Below are 19,176 nucleotides of genomic sequence, written 5' to 3' on the forward strand. Positions count from 1 at the left end.
CCTTTCTATTACTTAGGCTATTAATTGATATTCGATACTTCAGAACTCTCAGCCAGTAAATTCTGTGCAGGGTCCCGCTGATAGGAAGGCCAGATATCCAGCGCTAGAACTTTCTCCGAGGGCAGACGCTCAATCAGCGTTTTTCCATTGATGACCTCAGAATCCAACTCATTGATATCGGCTAGCAAACGGTAGCTGGCCGTTTGTGCGACCGGTTGCCATCCACCCTTCTCCCAGCGCCAACGCTGTCCGTCCAGGCGTATTTGACCGGACTCCAGGTACTCGACCGTCAGAGCTGATGACAGAGGAGCCCCGAGCATATTTTGTGTCCGTGTCTCACCGACATAAGCGCTCAGTACATTTTCAATATTCTTCTGCTGCTTGATGTCATCGAGTAACGCGGACAGGGACTCAGGAGATTGCAGAAGCGTCCAGTCCAGTGCAGCCACCGGCGCGTAGTAGCGAGTCCAACCGGAAATCGGTGCGGTGCTTAAGCGCTCAACGGGTACCTCACTGCCAGCCAAGTCTCTGGTCGTCTTATCGGAGTATCGAACCAGCACATCATCAAGCACTTCAATGCCGTCGATTTCCGCTACACAAAGCAGGCCAATCGCTCCAGAAACTCCATCGCGGAGCCACGCGGAGCCGGCAATACGTCGTAAGTCCGAACTTTCCAGTAAATGCTGGCGGGCCAAGGCTCGGGCGATATCGACCCGTCGCAGCCAGCGCCCTGTACCTTCATCGGCGATATCCCAATGAGGCCCCTCGGACAGTTGCAGCAAATTACCGCTGGCCCGTGTCTCTCCAAGTCCTCTTGGCCATTGGGCAATCCGTTTAATTTCGATATCAGTACCCAGCCGCTGGCTCACGCAGGCCTGCATCTGCCCAACGTCTTTAGCAATGGCGGAAACCATATTTGAGCGATCGGAATCATGGGAAACATCAAACCCATCGAATACCGCTAGTTTCGTATTGGGTGCCCATTGAATGGAGAAATCCAAGGGGCCATGAGTGCTCCCCTGCTCACTAAAGACATTTTTATCATCCCTTTGGATTTGGATCTGCCAACGCCAGTCCCCCGATGGGGCCGCGCCCTCAAGGGTTGTGGCCAGTTGTGAAGCCGGCAGGCTGAACTCAGGGTTCAAGCCCAGCGCTTCACGTTCCGCTGACACACGCAAGATACGCTCGGGGTCAACACCGATACGCGGAACAATATCGCTCGCTTGTAACCAGACTCCACTGGCAGTCAGCCCTGAGGGCTCTCCCTCTGCGGACCACCCCGGCGCCGTCATTTGCCACAACAGTTTGATGTTACAACTCTGTTCAGAGCAGCCTGATATTGGCAGCGACATATGGTCGTAACGTTGATCCGGTGTGACTTCACGCCCGCCCACTAAGGCCTTAACCAATACAAATCCGTGGGGTAATTCAAACTGCAAGCCCTGCCCTTCGACATGAACTTTATGCAATAACCACTCACCTTCTACTGTTTGGTTATCCGGGTTGATATTGATATTCAATTCACCACCGGACACCTCAAACCCACTCGCTTTCGGCAGCCAATAAGATTCCCAGAGGGCATCTTCTTGTTTGAGTTGCTCTGGTGATTGATACCCGCCCTGCACTACCAGCCTATCTCCCAATACAGAACCGAGACCGAGAAGAAATAAAGCGGAACAAGCCACCAGGGCGCCCTGAGGGGCCATAAGACGTGAACGTATCAGGGCAAAACCCTGAGACATGCGGCTATCCAGTCCACGGGGAATCAAAAGAGCAGCCAGGCCGATCATCAATAGGGCAAGCGCAACTTTAAATCCATCCAAGGCCAATAAATAATCGATCCAGGGTTCCCAACCACTGAGTGCTGACAGTTGAATATGAGCAGTGATACCCACTTCATAGGGCGGGTAATGCACCAGCTCCAGCTCATGATTGAGGACCAGAATAAAGGTCACAAACATTGACATGGAATAGGCAAAGCCCGCATGGCGGAACAATGCATGCACCAAAAGCACCATCATCGACAACTCCAATAAAGGAGCTGTCACTATCAGCAATTGATAAGTGAACGCCTGTACGATATCGACAGATGCCGGAGCGGTGAGAAGCACAGCAATAATGCCCGATAGACCCGGCAACAGGGCCAACAGCACCGTCATGGCGAATACGGTAAGGGCAACGCCAAATAATCGTGTGTAGTCGGGCGCGGGGGTTGCAGACAGCATGTCGTCAAACCCGGGCACCTGATCCCTGCGGCACACCAAGCCAGTCAATGCGGCGATTACAAAAGCAATAACCAGGAAAATAACATCCTTGAGAAGCGGCAATAGCATTTCCAAGCGCGGTGCCATAGGCCCTTCAGCGTGCCAGATGATCTGGGTAAACGAGCTAGCCACCCCCATTATTACCAGGACCGCAACACCGACCCACCAAGCGCGACTACTCCATACGTGAAATAATCTCCAGCGGGCTTCCAGCATGAGTTGACGCAGGGAGCGGCCAACCGATGCGGTATCGGGCTTAGATGAAGAGAAATCTTTAACCTTGCGAGTGGCTGCCTTTTTAGCGGCCTTCGTCCGGGCAGGTTTGGCAGCCCCTTCCAGTACCAGTGTTTCCCTTCGCAAGTATTTCAGGCAAGCCGCCAAGGCAAGCAAAGGAACAAGACACCATAGAATTCGATTCAGTACCGAACCCAAAGTAAACGGCAATAGCGAGGTTGATTTTTGCAGAGGTGTCCAGGAAGTAACCTCCGTATAAACGAAAGTAAATAGCGAGGGGTCCATTACCGCAGCCAGCTGCGGATTAATATTGCCACCCCGAAGAACGATCACAGCAAACATCCACAACATCATTAAAGCCGCTGCGAGTCCAAAAGGACCGGCCAGGCTGCGGGTTCGCAGCGTAGCGACAAAATACAGAGCGCCAATACCGATGCTCGCGGGAATCTGTAACCAGATCCATGCAAATCCAAGGGCTTTCCAGGGCGCTGGGCCAATCGCTGTTTCGGGAAGCAAGCCCATCCACACCAATACCGGCGAGACCAAAAACCCTACCAGCGCAGATGCACTTAATATGGCTCCTATTACCGCAGCGCCAAGAAACCGCCCCCAAAGCATTACGCTCAGGGAATTCGGTGTTGTATAGATCACTTCATGCAGACTGGCTTTGCGGTCCCGCAAAATAGGCTGCGAGAAAACCCAGGCCCAGGCAAAAAACTGAAAGAACATACATCCCGCACCCATCAGGTAAATGAGCGATGGGGAGTTCCGGGGGATATCTGTAGCCCCCATTTTTTGCATATAGTCTGCATTCACCAGATTCAATAGCAGGTACATCACCAGGCCCCAAAAGGCCAAAGCCACAATGCCGCTGCTAAAACCGGCCCTTATTTCCAGCTTTGCCTCATGGGCAATAAGCGCCAGCTTGTTCATGCAGCCTCCCGCTGGTCTTTTACCTGCTCAATAGCCAGATGATAAATATCTTCCAGGCGAGGCGTGTGGGCAGTAAAACGAGAGTCTGCGGGTTTTTCCCCGTGAACGATTACCTGGGTACCATCGGGTCTGGCAATATTGTGCAGGGATGCGGGAAGTGATTCGCCACGGGGAATCAGTGCTTGCCACATCTTGCCTATATGAGGGTCTGTGACCTCCGGGGCTGTGCCCTCAACAACAATACGCCCAGAGGCCAATATGGCCAGGCGCTGGCACAGGTTTTCGATATCTTCAACAATATGAGTAGAGAGCAATACAATGGCATCCGCCGCGACATCCGCCAAAACACAGTGAAAGCGATTGCGTTCAGCCGGGTCCAGGCCAGCGGTTGGCTCGTCAACGATGATCAGGCGCGGCTCGCCAATCAATGCAATGGCAATACCAAAACGACGCAGCATACCGCCGGAATAGGTTGATACGGCTCGATCGGCTACATCGGCCAAATTGACCTGCTCCAATAGCCTATCCACTTCACGGCGTCTTGCGCTTGTTTCGGTGAAGCCTTTGAGCCAGGCAAAACGCTCCAGTAATGACCGCGCTGCAATTCCAGGATAGCCGCCGATATGTTGCGGCAAATAGCCCAGTTTACTGCGCATAAAGTCCGGCTTTGCCAGCACATCCACACCATCCAGCATGATCCGACCACTGTCCGGGGTTTGCAGGGTAGCCAAGGTACGCATCAAACTACTTTTCCCGGCACCATTAGGCCCAAGTAATCCGTACATGCCGGGGCCAACTTCCAAGTTAACGCCGTTTAACGCCTTCACCCCATTTTTATATGTCTTAAAGAGCCCTTCGATGATCAACCCTGATTGATTTTGCATCTCTCCTCCTAACCCCGTTTTATAAGTAAAAATTCCGTAATCACTTTTTTTGTGCTGTTCGTGTTTTCTTAAAACTCTAGTCGCAAGCCTGACCGACAATATCCGCGAGTGCCTGAACTGATACCGGCTCCGGTTCCCCTGGCTGGATCAAAGTCGGCATACCGATTCGGGCCGTTAAATCACTCCACGCCATTGAGACACTCAATGCCCATTGACCACTTTGCTTGCGCTTCTCGGGTTGTGCGATATCAGTACAAAGGGAGTGCAGAGCCTCAATAACCGCCTCCGGCCAAGTGAGGGCAAAAATATCGTGGTAACTACGCATTTCCGTATCGCCCAGGGTAACCATGCTGGGAACGGCTAGCCGCTCTGTACCCTCACCCTTTAAAATAAGCCGGCCGGTTTGGTCCCTTGGTGAATGCAACCTGGGATTCCAGAGCACGGGGCCGTGAGTATCAGTCAAAGTCAAAACCCCAGCCTCGCCACCTATAGCAAGCCGATGTAATAGTAGGGAATGATTATCAGGGTCCTGTGGATGAACCTGATTCTGAATACGCAAAGTCATGGGCACACCACCAAAGGTAGCCGACAGACTTTGAAAAGGATGGCCCTCTGGTTGCACCGGCTCGCTATAAGACCAGGGGCGAAGCCCGCCCACTGCACGACCAATAACATCCAATAGCGGATAGGCCATCTGGCTGTTGCAAATAGCATCGATCATTTCCAGGCGCTGGTGCCGACGCAAGTATTCTGCCGCAGCCAGGAACTGCCTGGTGGGGCGCAAATTGGGGTAGAGGGTGTTAACGGCATAGGCCGAATTTCCCTGCTTTGCAGCTAGCAGGTTGGCGGTAATTTCCTTGGTGTGGACCGGATGCTCCTGCAATACATGAATGCCTCGTTTAAGAAACGATTGTGCTATTTCAGAACCCTCGCCCCCGGTTGCACCAGAACGCACAACAACACACACAATATCGATATCATCGGGGACCTGCTCTGCCTCGGTATAGAGCGGTACTCCATATTGCTCGGCACAGCTCCTGGAATAATCACTGCCACGAGCCAATAATCCAGAGAGTTCAAAATATTCTCGGCCGGGTAATCTGGACGATGTCAGGGCTTCGAGATAAATACGACCAAAACCTGTCCCTGCAACGACAACCCGCTTGCGGTTATCAATTCCCATTTGACTCTCCTCGGTTTTCAGCCATGGACACGGCCCATTTCTCTAATTGGTCCTTATCTATCTGCCCCTCAAGAGTCAAAGGCAATTTGTCCAAAACTTCGATATAAATTTCTGACTTAAAGTGATCGAGATATTCGGCCAGGCAATCTGCTGACAGTCGCATTTGATGTTGCTTGGCTCTACAGGCAAAGAAGCGGTGCCCCTGCCTGGACAAAGGGTGTTCGGAGACAGGAAAATCCATGACCAGCTGTAAGCCGGCGGCATCCATGGCGTTGTGCCACTGGGAAAGTGACAGGAAGGTTGCACCGGTATCTATGCGCTCATCGACGGCATCCACCAACATAAACGCCTGTGATGCCATTACCCAAAACTCCTCACTGGTTGGCTCCGTCATAATGAACCAACCACCAGGGCGCAATAACTCGGCTGCCCTGCGCAATGATGCATCTGTGTCGCGGGCGGCGTTAAAAACACCGCCGGCAATAATTACATCGAAGCTATTGGGGGAAAATCCCTGGCTGCGCGGTGAACGATCAATATCAAACAATCCACGGTGCAACCAGGGGCGCTGCTCCTGATCCCCATGTTTTGCGAAAAAGCTATCGAGAAAAGCCGCAGAGATATCCGTAAACTGGTATTCAAAGTTGATATGGCCACTGACACCGTCCAACACTGGCAGTAGAGCCTGGGTAGTCGACCCAGTGCCAGCGCCAACTTCCAGTATTTTCAGAGTCTGTTGCTGCCCTTCCCAGTTATTTAAGATGGACTTCAATAAAGCTCTTACTGAATGCTGCTGGTACCTGGCCGCTATACCCTCCCGGTAAAGCGCACTCGCCAACTCAGTGCTACCACGGGGGAACAGCAGGTGCACAGCCTGGACTTTGCCCCGAATCAGATCCGGTAATTGTTCCGCGTTAGCGCGGGCGTAATTGATCGTTTTACTGGCTCCAGACAGCATCCGCCATTCCTGTTCCAGCCGAGTCCATGCTAGAGCCAGGGCAGCATCACTGTAGCTGTCTGGATCTACCTCAAGCGACCAATACTCGCCATCAGTACGAAGTAACTGCTGCTCCTGCAAAACCTTGATCCAGCGCTTGATCAAAGCTCGGTGCTGCTGAGCCACCGGAGGGGCTTCAAGTATTTCCGCTAAGCTGTGTACTGAATGTCGATCGCAAAACAATCCCAGGTGGCTGAAAGCATTCAGCATGGATAGCAAAGCAGTAGCGTTAAGTTGTTCCGTTACCTTTACCGCATGTTCCAAATCAATATGGGCAAATTCTGCATCCAGCTCGGTATTAATTCGCTCGAACAACCCTGCCATATCAAGGTTACTGGCCTCTGCCTGCATTTTGGGCTGCGCAAAGACCGCCCAGCGATTCTCTCCAGCAAGGGGAATTGTCACGGAGCTGGCGACCGCAGGGTGTTTCGCAACACTTTCAACAAGAGTCGCAAGCTTTTGGGTCTGGGCTTGCTGGGCCTTTGCAACAGGTTCTATACCTTTATCGGTACAGACCCAACCGGAAATATCGTTTGCCAATAAGCGTTGAATATCTTGCAACAGAGATTGTGATAGCAAGACATCGGTTTCATACAAAAGGCATTGCAGGCTTTTGAGATTGGTCAGGGCTAATGCCGGGTGTGCGACCAAGCCTTTTAGCAAAGTTGCCGTCAATACCACTCCGGAAAACCCTGAACGCTCCAGAGCAACCAGCGCTTTAGCTGGGTTGATAGCGGGGTCCTGCAATCGCACAGGTAGCCCACAACTCCATGCTGCGAAAATACCAAAGCGAGCAAATTCATTAAGCGGAGAAAATACGGCGACCTTTCCCTGAATAGGCCCCAAAGCTTCTTGCTGCGCTTCGAGTAAGGTAAGGTTTGTCTCCACGGTGGTGTTTTCTGCCAGCAATACCGAAAACTCACCTCGATGGCCTTCTAACGCATTCGGGATTTGTACCTCTAAGGTCAAGCAATCCTTCTCTGGGTTCGCCTCAGGCACAAGTTCAAACCCGATGCCCAGCCTTAGTGCCACCAAGTGCATCAGCAGAGGCAATCCATTCCCAGAATTATCAGCTTGCCAGAGTAGTGTTTTGCCTCGCTGTGAGCCCTGTTCTGCAAGCTGCTCACTGAGCTTTGCAACCACGGAACCAGTCCAAGTCAGCACCTGACTGCCACTCCAGTCACAGCCTTCAAGTGATAATGCGGAATCTTCACCCAACTGTTCCAAACCACTTAAAATATTTGCTGCTATTGCTTCTATTTTCATCACAGTCCCTTAAACCGCCCTTGCAACAAATAAGGTTTGGCCGGCTACTGATAGCGGCGATGTCGAGGGTGCCAGGAAGTACTTAATCTCAAAGCCTGCGCTTACCAGCTCTTCCTGCCAGGCTGCGCTATCGATAAATACCTGATCCGAGCCCCCTCGCCGATCTTCACTGCCCAAAAGAGTCCCGGATTCAGCAGGGGAAAGCAGAAACTGCATAGCCGTTAACATGGCGTGGTTATCCCGAGTGGATTCGCTAAACAATAGCCAGCCACCAGGGACAAGCGACCTGCGAATACGCTTTAGCATTTGGCCAATATGAGCAGCGTTGTGCAAAACATTGCCAGCCACAACGATATCGGTACTTGCCGGCGCAATTGACTGCGCAGAAAAATCGACATTGATATTGAGCAGGCTGCAACGCAAACCGATGTGATTGCGAAATTTTTTCTGTGCAGCATTGGTAAATACTGGCGATACATCGGTAAAGCGATAATTAACCGGCCTTCCGGCTAAAGTATCTAAAATTGCCGAAGTGGTTAGGCCTGCACCTCCCCCCAATTCAAGCACCCTGAGCATAGGCCCAGGCTTGACAGCCTGTTTTATGATGTACGCTGCGGCATAATTGAGATACGTCGTAAACCAGTTGTTCTGGTAGGCAGCCAGTGCCGTTAGTATTTCTCCATTCTCAAACAGCAGTTGATTAATGGAGACTTGATCCCGCACCAATTCAGACAAATGCCTCAGGAGCTTTTGGTGTGACTCGGCCATTTCAGGGGGGAATCCCAGCGCACCGTAGGCCTCCGGTAATTTATCTGCTCCAACTGCACTCTCAGGAATTTGCTCCCAGGAGTAGTTGCCATTACTGAGCCTCAAAAACTCTCGTTCAACCAAGGCCACCAGCCAGCGGCGAACCAGCCAATGGTGTCGGCAGGCGGTACCTAGCGTATTAATAATTTCCTCACTGCCGCGCCCAACACTCTCTGGAGTCAGCACTCCGCTGGAGGAAAATAACTCCATAATCGCCCGCAGGCTGATAAACTCAAGCCTCTGCATTGCAGCCGGCAGTTTTGCCAAACCACTGTCTGTAGCAAGCTCAGCGGGTAAAGCTGCCAGCCCAGCCTCATGGGCGATATCGGCGGGTGGAGGTGTTAGGTTTTTCAAATGGCTCCCTCCTCAAGGCACACCATATCTTCAATACTTGTTTCCAGGGTGGTTAAAAAACTCAATGCCCCAATCTTCGACATGCGTTCCATCGCCAATGCCGGCGGCAATACTTGGGCGCAGTAATGACAACCCGGTGGGATTTCATCGCGAAGTACAGCCATAGTGGTGACTGCGGCTACCGCTGCTGTTAGATCTGCATTGCCAGTGCCCCGCAACGCGGCTGTGCGCGTGCGCTCTTGCTCGTTGTATTTACCGGTAAGTTGCAAAAGCATCAGCACATAGGGATCGCGCCCCGCCAGATCCAATTCGCTAGCCCGACACAGGGCTGCACGCGCTTCATCGCGGCTCAAACCATGGGCAGTATTAAAGGCGGATAAAATATAAGAGCCGCTAACCGCGTTATACCAATCACCATCAGAGAGGGATAAATCCTGAGCCAGGCGCTCGCCCTCGCTATTTAAATACGGAAGCACAGTGGTAGATTCAGGAAAAAAGGGCAGCTCGACATCGGAACGGCGTTTCAATATTCCATTCACCCGGCGTCCATTGCGCCAGGCTGCCAAGGGTTTACTGTGCTGTTCATTGGCACCTTGCAAATAATCATCGGCGGCGACATCGGTAAATCGATCGCGCAAGCCGAAATAGCTGATCAGGCTCTCTACCTGTGAAAACTCCTGCTCTGCCAGCCAGCGTGGTAGCAGACTACTGAGCCCCGGCTGTAAGCCGGCTGATAAAACTGCGGTCAGACCATGGCTCTGGTAATAGGATCCATCGAGTTGCTCATAGAGGGCTTCATCGCCAGCAACATCGATATAGGCTGCTCCCACTTGTGCCGCAGCTTTGGCAACCCTGTCGCCAATTAAATGTGAAGGTCCTGCACAATTGATCAGAACCTCGCAGCCAGATACAAACTGATCCAGTGAGGCTGCATCCAGGTAGTCCACCGTCTGATAAGAAATTACCGAATCACTGGATAGCGGCTGTTTATGTGCGTTGCGACCACCGATACGCATAGCACCCAACTCGAGGGACTGTAAATAACCGGTAACCGCTGCACCCACATCGCCATAACCACCTAAAATCGCAATTGTCATAGGCTTACCTCATATCGGACTCAACCAAACGCCAGCCAGTAGCTTGACTGCGCTGTTGCCAAAAATGTGCATACAGACCCTGCTGTGATAACAACTTGTGGTGATTGCCAACTTCAGCCACCGCACCTGCTTCAAGTACGATGATTTGATCCGCGTTCATAACGGTGGATAATTGATGGGCGATCACAATGACAGTGGACCCTTGTTTTAATTGCTCCAGGGAACTGTTCAGGTACTTTTCATTGCGCGGATCGAGTGCTGCTGTTGCTTCATCCAGCACAACAATAGGTGCAGCTTTTAATAGGGCACGGGCGATAGAAACCCGCTGGCGTTCGCCACCAGAAAGTGCAGCGCCCCCCTCACCTACCTGCGTCTGCCATCCCTGGGGCAAGCGCTCAATAATCTCGTCTACTCCAGCCAGTTTCGCCACACGTTCCAGGGCTTCCTGACTGGCTTCGGGGTGACTCAATCGAATATTCGCCTCCAAGGTGTCGCTGAACAGATACACATCCTGCATAACGATAGAGATCGGCCGCATCAGGTCTTCTGTGCGCAGTTGCCGCACATCCACCCCGCCCACTTTTACCTGGCCCTGGTCGGTATCAAAAAAACGCAACAACAAACGGGTGATGGTGGTTTTACCTGAGCCTGATGCACCGACTATCGCTGTAGTGGTACCCGGAGAAACTCTAAAGGAAAGATCCTTCAATACCGGTTGCCCCGACTCGTAGCTAAAATTCACATTTGAAAATTCAACCAACCCACCCTGCTCGGTAAAAGGCTGAGATCTGGATGGCTCAGGTAGCGACTGCTCAAAAAAAATAGCGGCCAGCCTGCGTAAATCATTACCGGCCATGCGCAGCAGACCACTGCGCCCGGCGAGTTCGGCCAGAGGACCGGTAAAACGGGCCGCCAAAGCTAGCAAAGCTACCAATTCAATTGGGGGAAGTTGTTGATTGAGCGTGAGCCAAATACCCACGGCAATCACTGCGGCAAAGGCGAGTTGCACCGTAAATCCGCCGGCAAACAAGCGAGGGAAGGTCTGCTGCAACATGGAGCCCGCCGCTCTGTTTTGCCCGGCTATCGCCTCTTCCAGAGGGGGATAACCACTGACGTTTTTACCAAATGCCCTCATTACCGCCTGGTTGCGCGCAAACTCCACTACCCGGTTGCTGGCGCGAGCACCAGCAGCATCCACTTCCGTTTCCATGGCGCCGATCCACTGGGAGGACCAACGATGGCCGACATAAATCAGGGGCACAAACAACAAAGCGGTCAGCCCCAGTCGCCAGTCAAACCACAACATTGCCACCCCCACTGTCAGCGGAGTGACAACACCGCTGACAACAGGGGGCAACAGGTGGGCAAAAACGTTAGTCACCATCAAGGTGCCCCCGGTTGCGCTGCGGGACAAACGACCGACTTTTTCTGCACTGAACCAACCGAGGGGAAGTTGAGAGAGGTGTTCACCCAAGCGATTGTGCAGGGTTTTCAATACCAGGATGGCCAGTGCAGCCCCTTTTACGGTTTGCTGGTAACGGGCAATACAAGCAATCAGAACTACCGATAACAGGGAAAGCAACCAATACCCAACCGCCTCCATCTCAGATGCCAACAGTGCGCTGAGCAGAGGTACCAGAAGCGTCACCGCGATTCCCTGCAACACGCCATAGGCGAGAAGCCATACTGTATAAGTGCCAACTTCACGGCGATGCGCGGGTCCGAGAATGGCAAGCAAACTGCGAATCATGATGAGACCCCGCTAATAACCTGAGCCCCACCATTCATTGCTTCTTCGTTTTGTTCAGCACTGTTGTACAAACGCCATAATTCCGCGTAGTGCTTGCCCTCTGCCAACAGTTGTCGATGAGTTCCGCATTCAACCAGGCGGCCACTGTCCAGGACCGCAATCTGGTCAACGCCGGCGATGGTGTGCAGCTTATGGGCAATCACCAGTACCGTGCGATTACGCACCAAACAAGATAATGCCTGTTGAATCTGGGCTTCAGACTCCGGATCGGCGTGAGCTGTGGCCTCATCCAAAATCAACACAGGGGCATCTGCTAAAAGCGTGCGCGCGATACTTAAACGCTGTGCTTCTCCACCAGAAAAAAAGGCATCCTTGCCAATAACCGCCTGGTAACCTTGGGGGAAACTTAAAATTTTTTCATGGATGCAGGCACTGCGCGCTGCATCTACCAACTCCTGGTCACTGGCACCCGGGCGCCCAAGGCGCAGGTTATCTGCCACAGTGCCACCCAATAGCTGAGTCTCTTGAAGTACAAAACCCACATGTCGATATAAATTGTCCGGATCTATATCACGGACATCGACGTCTCCCAGAAGTACAGCACCTTGGGTCACGTCATAAAAACGGGGAACCAACTTGGCCAGGGTGGATTTCCCGGCACCGGAACTCCCAACCAAAGCTGTGATCGAACCGGGGCGACAGCGCAAAGTAATATCGCTTATTACCGGCCGATCCTCGGCATAGGCAAAACTGACTTGCTTAAACAGTAACCCTGCATCTTTGGGCTCTTTGGGTTCAGAGGTAACAGCCAGAGGCGCAACCTCCAATAGTTGGTCAATCCTGGCTGCGGCTGCTTTGGCTTTTTGTTGGGCGGTTAATCCCTGGCTCAAGGTGAGAATCGTCTGAGGAATCATTACCGCGATCAGTGTGGTTGCAAGAACATCGATTGGCTGAATGCCTGTATTCACTACCAACCAAGCGCCTCCGGCCAGACTCACCAACATGATGACCGGCACCGATAGGGCCAGAGAGGTGACTGCCTCCAGACGCACAAGCGGTGTAACCCAGCTTGTATAACGGCGACTAAAATCTTCCACGGCCTGTTGGTAATTCCTGTGGGCGCGACCGGTTTGCGAGAAAACCTTGACCACCGCAATACCGTGGACAAATTCAACAATCGCAGCACTGACCCGGCCAAAGTCCTTATCCAGCTGCTGCATTTTTTCCCCGAAGCCACGCATCATCCAGGCGTAGGACACCAGGTAAATTGGCAGGGTAGCTACCGCTAACATAGCCAAGCGCCAGTCGAGCCAGAATAAATAGCCCAAGCCCGCCAGCGGCATTGCAAACGCAGCGGCCAACTCCACCTGATGGTGCGCAACCATATGGTGAAGATCATCAAGGTCGTCTTGCACCGCTTTGCGCACCGCGCCGGAGGTGTGTTCGCTGTACCAACCAAGGGGCACCTGTCCCAATTTCCGCACCAGGGCCCGTCGCAGTTCCGCCTGCATACGCTGGTCGGCAATATGGGTTAACCACAAACCGATCACGGTGCAGATCCAACCCATCGCCAGCCCGGCAACTATCGCGAATACAACGGGAATAATCGCATCGGCGATATCACTGATATCGGGCGCCAGGAACAGGCGAGCCAGCTCAACGATACCGATAAAAGGAATCAGTGAAGTGAGCGCACCACAGGCACCAAGCGCCACCCCTAGCCACACGAGGCCACGAAATGGACGCATCAGTTCCCGCAGGTTGGACTTTCGCAAGTTGGAATTTGGCAAAATGTGCTCAGCCATCTATTCGCCCGCTTTACCGCGCTGTAACGGTTTTGCCAAGTGCTCAACGACAGTGGCAACCTGCGGCGGCTCCATCACGCTGAAGTGATTGCCCGGCACATCGATTAATTCAAAATCACCCAGACAAACATCCTGCCAATAAGGCGCAGCCATATGGCCTACGCCGGCAGTGACACCGAAGGATTGCTCCTCCTGGCAGCGCAAGTAGGTCATATCGCCAATATAGGGAGGCAGGTCAAAACAGGCAGCGCGCATACTGTGTCGGCACACCCGGAAAAGCCCCGGTATCATCGCGGCTTCAACCGGCACACCCGCCTGGGCAGAGGCCATCTCGGTATAATCGGCAAGGCGCTGTTCCTGGGTGAGTTGAGAGCGCTGCCGCACGGCTTCCGCTACCGCTTTAAGCCCGGCATCACCATCGAGTTCTGCCATCGCACCGGCGGGAACACGACCGTTGTGTTTCTGCATTAAGGTCTCGATCGCGCGGGAAATATCCTCGCTCTCGATATGCTCACCAAATACCGCTTTTACCGGGTCGAGATTCAGGTTGGGGGCAAAAATCGCTTCGAAAGCCAGCTCTTCATCGGTATCGACAAACATTGGGATACTGTCTATCAGGCTCAGGTCAATCACATCGATGCCGCGCTCCAGCAATCTCCGCGAAACTTCTGTGGCCAGCAGGCCGCCCAGGCAGTAGCCAATTAACTGGCAACGCTGGTAGCCCTCGTCGATGATTCTTTGGGCGTAATCATCGGCGGTGCGCTCGATTAACTCTTTGGCATCAATGGACAGATACGTTTCTGTATTGGCAACAGCAATTCCAATGACCGGGCCCAGATCCTGGGCCGCAAGCGCTTTACCCAGGTGCTGGAAATAATCCAGGGTACCCAGGGCCGCATGGAACATAATCCGCACCGGCGCCTCTTCTTTGGATGCCCCTTTACCCTCGCCTATATGACTGAAAGGAACCATCAAGGAGTTGCTGCCCTCGCGGGTAGTTGCCACCAGGTTGTCGCTATCCGTGTCTGCCTGCTCATCTGCAACGGCACCCGGCTCAACTCTCAGTGCTCTGGCCAATGCCGCAACCGTTGGTCCATTGAGCATGTGGCGCAACAAGGCGTCGTAAGTGAAAGGTTTCGCTTCCGGAATTTCTTCCAGCAATCGCCCTGCAACCCGCGCCATAATCAGCGAATCACCACCGAGATCAAAAAAGCTATCCTGGCGTCCGACATTATCGAGACTCAACGCATTCGCCCAGAGTTTGCACAGAGCGGTTTCCAGTGGGTCCATTTGCTCTGAGTTCCCAGCCTCTTGCATATCACCCGTCACTGGGCGCCAACCAGCCAGCTTTTTGCGATCGATCTTGCCATTGGCGGTGAGCGGTAGCTGGTCGAGAACTTGCAAATGTGCGGGCACCATATGTGCGGGCAACCGATTCGCTAAAAAGTCCCGCAGTGTCCTGGCACTCAAATCCTGTCTGTCAGTTTTCATCTGCGCGGCCAGTAGATTCATGCCGAAGGCAGACAAAGGATGGTCATCTTCAGGCAGGGAAAGAATCTGTCCGGCGCCATTGGCTTTCAACAGCGACTGCCATTTCCCGATAGAAAGGAACTTGGTCGCACCACAAGCGCGATCATCACCCGCCGGGTCCATCATAAAGCCCTGGGTAAGTAAGATATGGGCGTGATCCACCGTTGGCTCAGTCAGGATTAACCAGCCTCCGGGTGCCAGTAACTCCACAACACTGGCAATGGCCGCCTCTGGATCTCGGGTGCTGTTGAGCATACCTGCACATAAAATGACATCTGCGCTATTAGGAGCCAAACCCTGGGCGCGATAGTCGGTATTGAGATCCATTAATCCAAAGCGTACCCAAGGCCACTCTTTAAATTGGCGGCGAGCCTCAGTCAGGAAAAATGCGGTCATGTCAGTGAATAGATAATCGACGTCATATCCATCCAACATAGGAATAACAGAAGCGCTGGTAGCCCCTGTGCCCGCACCCAGCTCAAGAACCCTTAACCCTCTATCGCTCTGGGCGGCAATGCGGTTAATCAATGCGGCAACGGCGGCATTGTTATAGCGAGCGATAAGATCATCCCGATAGAGGGACAAAGCCACCTGCTGGTCACCTTGGGGGAACAACAATTCAAACGGATTTTGTTGATTCGCTAATAACTGCGGTAATAATTCGACATGATCCCGGTGATATTGCAGGAACTCCCGATTACAAAATCCGTATTCAATCCCCTGCTCAACTCGCTTCCAGGCGGCATCAACAATGGAAGCATCGATTTGTTGAGCAAGCGTATATTGTCCACTTGAGCTGCTGAAACTGAGCAGCTTTGCGTTAACGAGAAGGTCCAACCAACGACGCACTAACCAGTGATGCTTTTCGTGTACTTTAGCTAGGAAGAGAACTTCTTCTGCACTATATCCCTGCTCACAATTTTTAAATGCCTCTAATTCCACCAGACCGTGAAGCATCGATAACAGCGATGCATTTTCAAGTGCCTGCACATAATCGCCGACACTAACCGCTTCTGGCTCACCAGCCTGATAGTGCGCAAACTGACGTACTGAATTCACCAGCTCGGGATCAATAGTCGCCGGTTCTGCATCATCTAAGCGACGGCTTTCCACAAAACCTAACAGATTTAAATCCCCTCGCGAGTCTCCCTCTTTCTTTTCAATCACCGTCGCCGCTGTTGACACTGCGGGGTGGGCCAGCAATGCAGACTCCACTTCTCCCAGCTCAATACGGTGTCCGCGAATTTTTACCTGTCCGTCTTCACGGCCCAGGAATTCGAGTTCACCACCGGGTAAATAGCGGCCCAAATCGCCAGTGCGGTAAAGGCGCTGACCGTCCACCGGATGAGAGAAGAACTTCTGCTCAGAGAGTGCCGTATCACCGAGGTAACCATCGGCCAACCCCAGGCCAGTAATCATCAGCTCACCCGCCACCCACACAGGGGCATCGCGCAACTGGCTATCCAGCACCCGGAAGCCCTGGTTCGTCAGCGGCACGCCATAGGGAATACTGCTCCAGGCGGGATCGACTCGATCAATACGGTGGTAGTTGGACCAGATTGCAGCTTCTGTAGCCCCACCCATGCCGATCAGGTCCAGTGCTGGCACATGGCGCCTGATATGTTCCGGTAAAGTAACCGGAATCCAATCTCCCGATAGCATTGCCAATCGCCATTCGGACAGCGGCCGAGGCTCTGTATCCAGATAGGTGGCCAGCATTTGCAACTGCGCGGGGACAGAGTTCCATAATGTCACCCGGTGCTCATCCATGACCTCCGCCCAATGTGAAGGGTCTGCGCCGCGGGCCGGATCGGGCAGCACCAAAATCGCACCGGCTGCCAAGGGGCCAAAAATATCGTAGACCGACAAATCAAAACTGAGTTGGGCCAAACCCAAAATACGATCGCCCGGGCCCACTTCGAAGCGGCGATTAATATCCAGCACCGTATTTAAAGCGGCCCGATGATTAATCATCACACCCTTGGGCTCGCCGGTAGAGCCGGAGGTGTAGATAACATAAGCCAGCTGCTCCGGGTCGCCATTACTGGCTACCGGGATCTCGGTTTCAGGTGCCAGGGTATCTACACTGATCACCTGTACTTCTGATGGCCACTTAATTTGGCTGGCGAGGTCGCTGAGGGTCAGGACGTATTCCGCCTCTGCACTAAGCAACAATTTATTGAGGCGTATTTCCGGTTGTGCCGCGTCCAGTGGCAAATAGATACCACCAGCCAAGAGCACACCGAGGGTCGCCGCTATTTGCTCTCGTCCTTTCGGCATTGCAATGGCTATGCGGCCCCCCAGTTGGAAGCCTTCTTTGCTCAGCGATTTGGCGATACCCGCTGCTTTTTTCGCCAGGTCGCCATAGTTCACACTGCCATTGCTATCAATAATGGCGGTAGCTTCCGGTGTCGCCGCTGCCTGGGCAAATACGCCCTGATGCAATAACTCTGAAGGAACTGGTCCATCGGTTTGATTAACCTGATACCTTTCCTGTTGCTGCCACTCGGGTAAAGAAACCGGAGACTGGCCAAGCCATTGCCCGTCGCCGCCAGCGGCGAGCTCATTCAACAAGCCGGTAAAGGCCGCGAACATATCCTCTACCAGGCCCGATGGGAAAACGCCCTGGCGCACGTCCCAGTTGATTTCCAGGCCTTCGGCATCATCCCTTACCTGGCAATCCAGGGTGACTTGCGGTGTCTGGGTAATTCCCCTGCCGGACTTTCTACCGCTAGCGGGTTTTTCGCTATCTCCCAGGCCAATAGCACTGGTAAATACCACCGGCATCAATGCGGCCTCGGGTCCTCGCGCACGGGACATTTCCCGCAGTACTTCCACACCGGAGAACAAGCGGTGATCAATATCACTGAACAACTGTTCGCCAATGCCTGCCGCCCAATCGCGAAAGGTTTTTCCATTGGAATCACCAATCGCCAACACACTGACCGAAGTAAAATCACCAATCAGCTGGTTAACCTGAGGGTGTAAGGGCAGCCGATTCAATAAGGTAAGATTCAGGCTAAAGCATGGCTGGCGGCTCCACCGTTGCAATACCGCTCCATAGGCAGCCAACACGGCAACCGACGCGGTCAAGCCGGCAGTTCCTGCTCGCTGCTTCAGTGTCTGCCAGTGCGCCGTGTCCAAGCGGTAGTGATGGCGATTAAAACGTACAGATTCAGTCTCGGAAGCAGGCGGTAAAACCGGTAACTCAGGTGCGGGTGGCAATTGCTCCAGGCGATCCAACCAATAGCGACGATCATTTTGGTAGCTCTGGCTGTCCAATAGACTTCGTTCGGCCAGGAGATAATCGCGAAAATCAATCTCCAGTGGCGGCAGGGCTGCACCGGGGTGAGACAGTAGAAGGTCGAGTTCATTAAATAAAATGCCCGCACTGGCCCAGTCCGCAATCAGTGCATCCATAGAAAAATGCACTATATGGCCCTTATCTGTACGACTATGGCGCAGCTCGAACATGGGCCAGTCACCAACGGGGTAGTTGCGGTGGCCCAGTTCATCTCTCACCGATTCCAAGGCAAGCTCCAGGGCGTCCTTGTCCAAACCGGTGAGGTCCTGGCTTTTCATTTCGTAGTGCGGCACTTGGGGGAGAACCCGCTGGTATCCCTCCTGCTCGATAACCGCCCGCAACATCGGGTGACGTTCAATAAGTTGGTTCCAGGCTTCCTGTAAACCTTTTGGATTTAATCCCGGGTACTCCAGCTCCAGGTAACCGTGACAAGCAACGCCGCCGTAGCCAAATGCATTTTGTCGACCCAACAGGTAGGCAGTCTGCACATCGCTTAAAGGGAAAGGTTCATGCCGATTATCTTTATCGGCCTCAACCACCACTCCCAGGTCCTGGTCGTTGCCAGCGGCTGTTTGAGCAGCGCTCAGTATTTCGATAATTTGTAACTTGTGTTCCCGCAGCCTCTGCTTGTGCTGCTCCGACAGCAGGCCTTTGGCCGCGCGAAAGCGCAGTTGTTCAGACTCGGTCCAGAGTTCCACCCCAAGCCCTTGTAATTCGTCGATCAGTTCCATAGCCGTCATGGGGTTAAAACTCCGTCCAATCGCTGAA

Annotated in this window: 9 protein-coding genes; all 9 read right to left on the minus strand. The window is 53.1% G+C overall.

The genetic code is table 11. The features are described from left to right. Window positions 1-20 precede the first annotated feature (20 nt). The 9 genes from ACJJI8_RS18325 to ACJJI8_RS18365 all read right to left on the minus strand — a co-directional run bounded on the left by ACJJI8_RS18325 (window position 21) and on the right by ACJJI8_RS18365 (window position 19,148). Complete coding sequence (locus tag ACJJI8_RS18325) at window positions 21-3,431, minus strand: ABC transporter permease (protein WP_444933281.1); 3,411 nt, start codon at window positions 3,429-3,431, stop codon at window positions 21-23. Beyond that, window positions 3,428-4,315 carry an ABC transporter ATP-binding protein gene (locus ACJJI8_RS18330; RefSeq protein WP_444933282.1) on the minus strand — a complete coding sequence of 296 codons (888 nt, stop codon included), beginning with the start codon at window positions 4,313-4,315 and terminating at the stop codon, window positions 3,428-3,430. The genes ACJJI8_RS18325 and ACJJI8_RS18330 overlap by 4 nt, the downstream gene beginning before the upstream one ends. A gap of 76 nt (window positions 4,316-4,391) precedes the next feature. Further along, window positions 4,392-5,498 (minus strand): Gfo/Idh/MocA family oxidoreductase, encoded by a 1,107-nt coding sequence (locus ACJJI8_RS18335; RefSeq protein ID WP_444933283.1) that lies wholly within the window; start codon window positions 5,496-5,498, stop codon window positions 4,392-4,394. Next, window positions 5,488-7,761 carry a class I SAM-dependent methyltransferase gene (locus ACJJI8_RS18340; protein WP_444933284.1) on the minus strand — a complete coding sequence of 758 codons (2,274 nt, stop codon included), beginning with the start codon at window positions 7,759-7,761 and terminating at the stop codon, window positions 5,488-5,490. The genes ACJJI8_RS18335 and ACJJI8_RS18340 overlap by 11 nt, the downstream gene beginning before the upstream one ends. Window positions 7,762-7,770: 9 nt before the next feature. After that, on the minus strand, window positions 7,771-8,922 hold the full coding sequence (locus tag ACJJI8_RS18345) for a class I SAM-dependent methyltransferase (RefSeq protein ID WP_444933285.1): 1,152 nt from the start codon (window positions 8,920-8,922) through the stop codon (window positions 7,771-7,773). After that, a complete protein-coding gene (locus tag ACJJI8_RS18350) occupies window positions 8,919-10,019 on the minus strand; it encodes a saccharopine dehydrogenase NADP-binding domain-containing protein (RefSeq protein ID WP_444933286.1) in 1,101 nt (366 codons plus the stop codon). The genes ACJJI8_RS18345 and ACJJI8_RS18350 overlap by 4 nt, the downstream gene beginning before the upstream one ends. 4 nt (window positions 10,020-10,023) lie before the next feature. Next, window positions 10,024-11,769, minus strand: a complete 1,746-nt coding sequence (locus tag ACJJI8_RS18355; protein ID WP_444933287.1) for an ABC transporter ATP-binding protein — start codon at window positions 11,767-11,769, stop codon at window positions 10,024-10,026. Continuing rightward, window positions 11,766-13,574: an ABC transporter ATP-binding protein gene (locus ACJJI8_RS18360; RefSeq protein ID WP_444933288.1), complete on the minus strand. Its 1,809-nt coding sequence runs from the start codon at window positions 13,572-13,574 to the stop codon at window positions 11,766-11,768. Before ACJJI8_RS18360 ends, ACJJI8_RS18355 begins: the two co-directional genes overlap by 4 nt. Beyond that, complete coding sequence (locus ACJJI8_RS18365) at window positions 13,575-19,148, minus strand: non-ribosomal peptide synthetase (protein WP_444933289.1); 5,574 nt, start codon at window positions 19,146-19,148, stop codon at window positions 13,575-13,577. It abuts the gene before it with no gap. Window positions 19,149-19,176 lie beyond the last annotated feature (28 nt).

The sequence above is a fragment of the Microbulbifer maximicatervae (SeqCode) genome (assembly GCF_052467695.1).

What these genes read in the sequence shown, in the direction of transcription:
- ACJJI8_RS18325 (WP_444933281.1), bottom strand. Translation starts at nt 3,431, where the DNA reads ATGAACAAGCTGGCGCTTATTGCCCATGAGGCAAAGCTGGAAATAAGG.
- ACJJI8_RS18330 (WP_444933282.1), bottom strand. Translation starts at nt 4,315, where the DNA reads ATGCAAAATCAATCAGGGTTGATCATCGAAGGGCTCTTTAAGACATAT.
- ACJJI8_RS18335 (WP_444933283.1), bottom strand. Translation starts at nt 5,498, where the DNA reads ATGGGAATTGATAACCGCAAGCGGGTTGTCGTTGCAGGGACAGGTTTT.
- ACJJI8_RS18340 (WP_444933284.1), bottom strand. Translation starts at nt 7,761, where the DNA reads ATGAAAATAGAAGCAATAGCAGCAAATATTTTAAGTGGTTTGGAACAG.
- ACJJI8_RS18350 (WP_444933286.1), bottom strand. Translation starts at nt 10,019, where the DNA reads ATGACAATTGCGATTTTAGGTGGTTATGGCGATGTGGGTGCAGCGGTT.
- ACJJI8_RS18355 (WP_444933287.1), bottom strand. Translation starts at nt 11,769, where the DNA reads ATGATTCGCAGTTTGCTTGCCATTCTCGGACCCGCGCATCGCCGTGAA.
- ACJJI8_RS18360 (WP_444933288.1), bottom strand. Translation starts at nt 13,574, where the DNA reads ATGGCTGAGCACATTTTGCCAAATTCCAACTTGCGAAAGTCCAACCTG.
- ACJJI8_RS18365 (WP_444933289.1), bottom strand. Translation starts at nt 19,148, where the DNA reads ATGACGGCTATGGAACTGATCGACGAATTACAAGGGCTTGGGGTGGAA.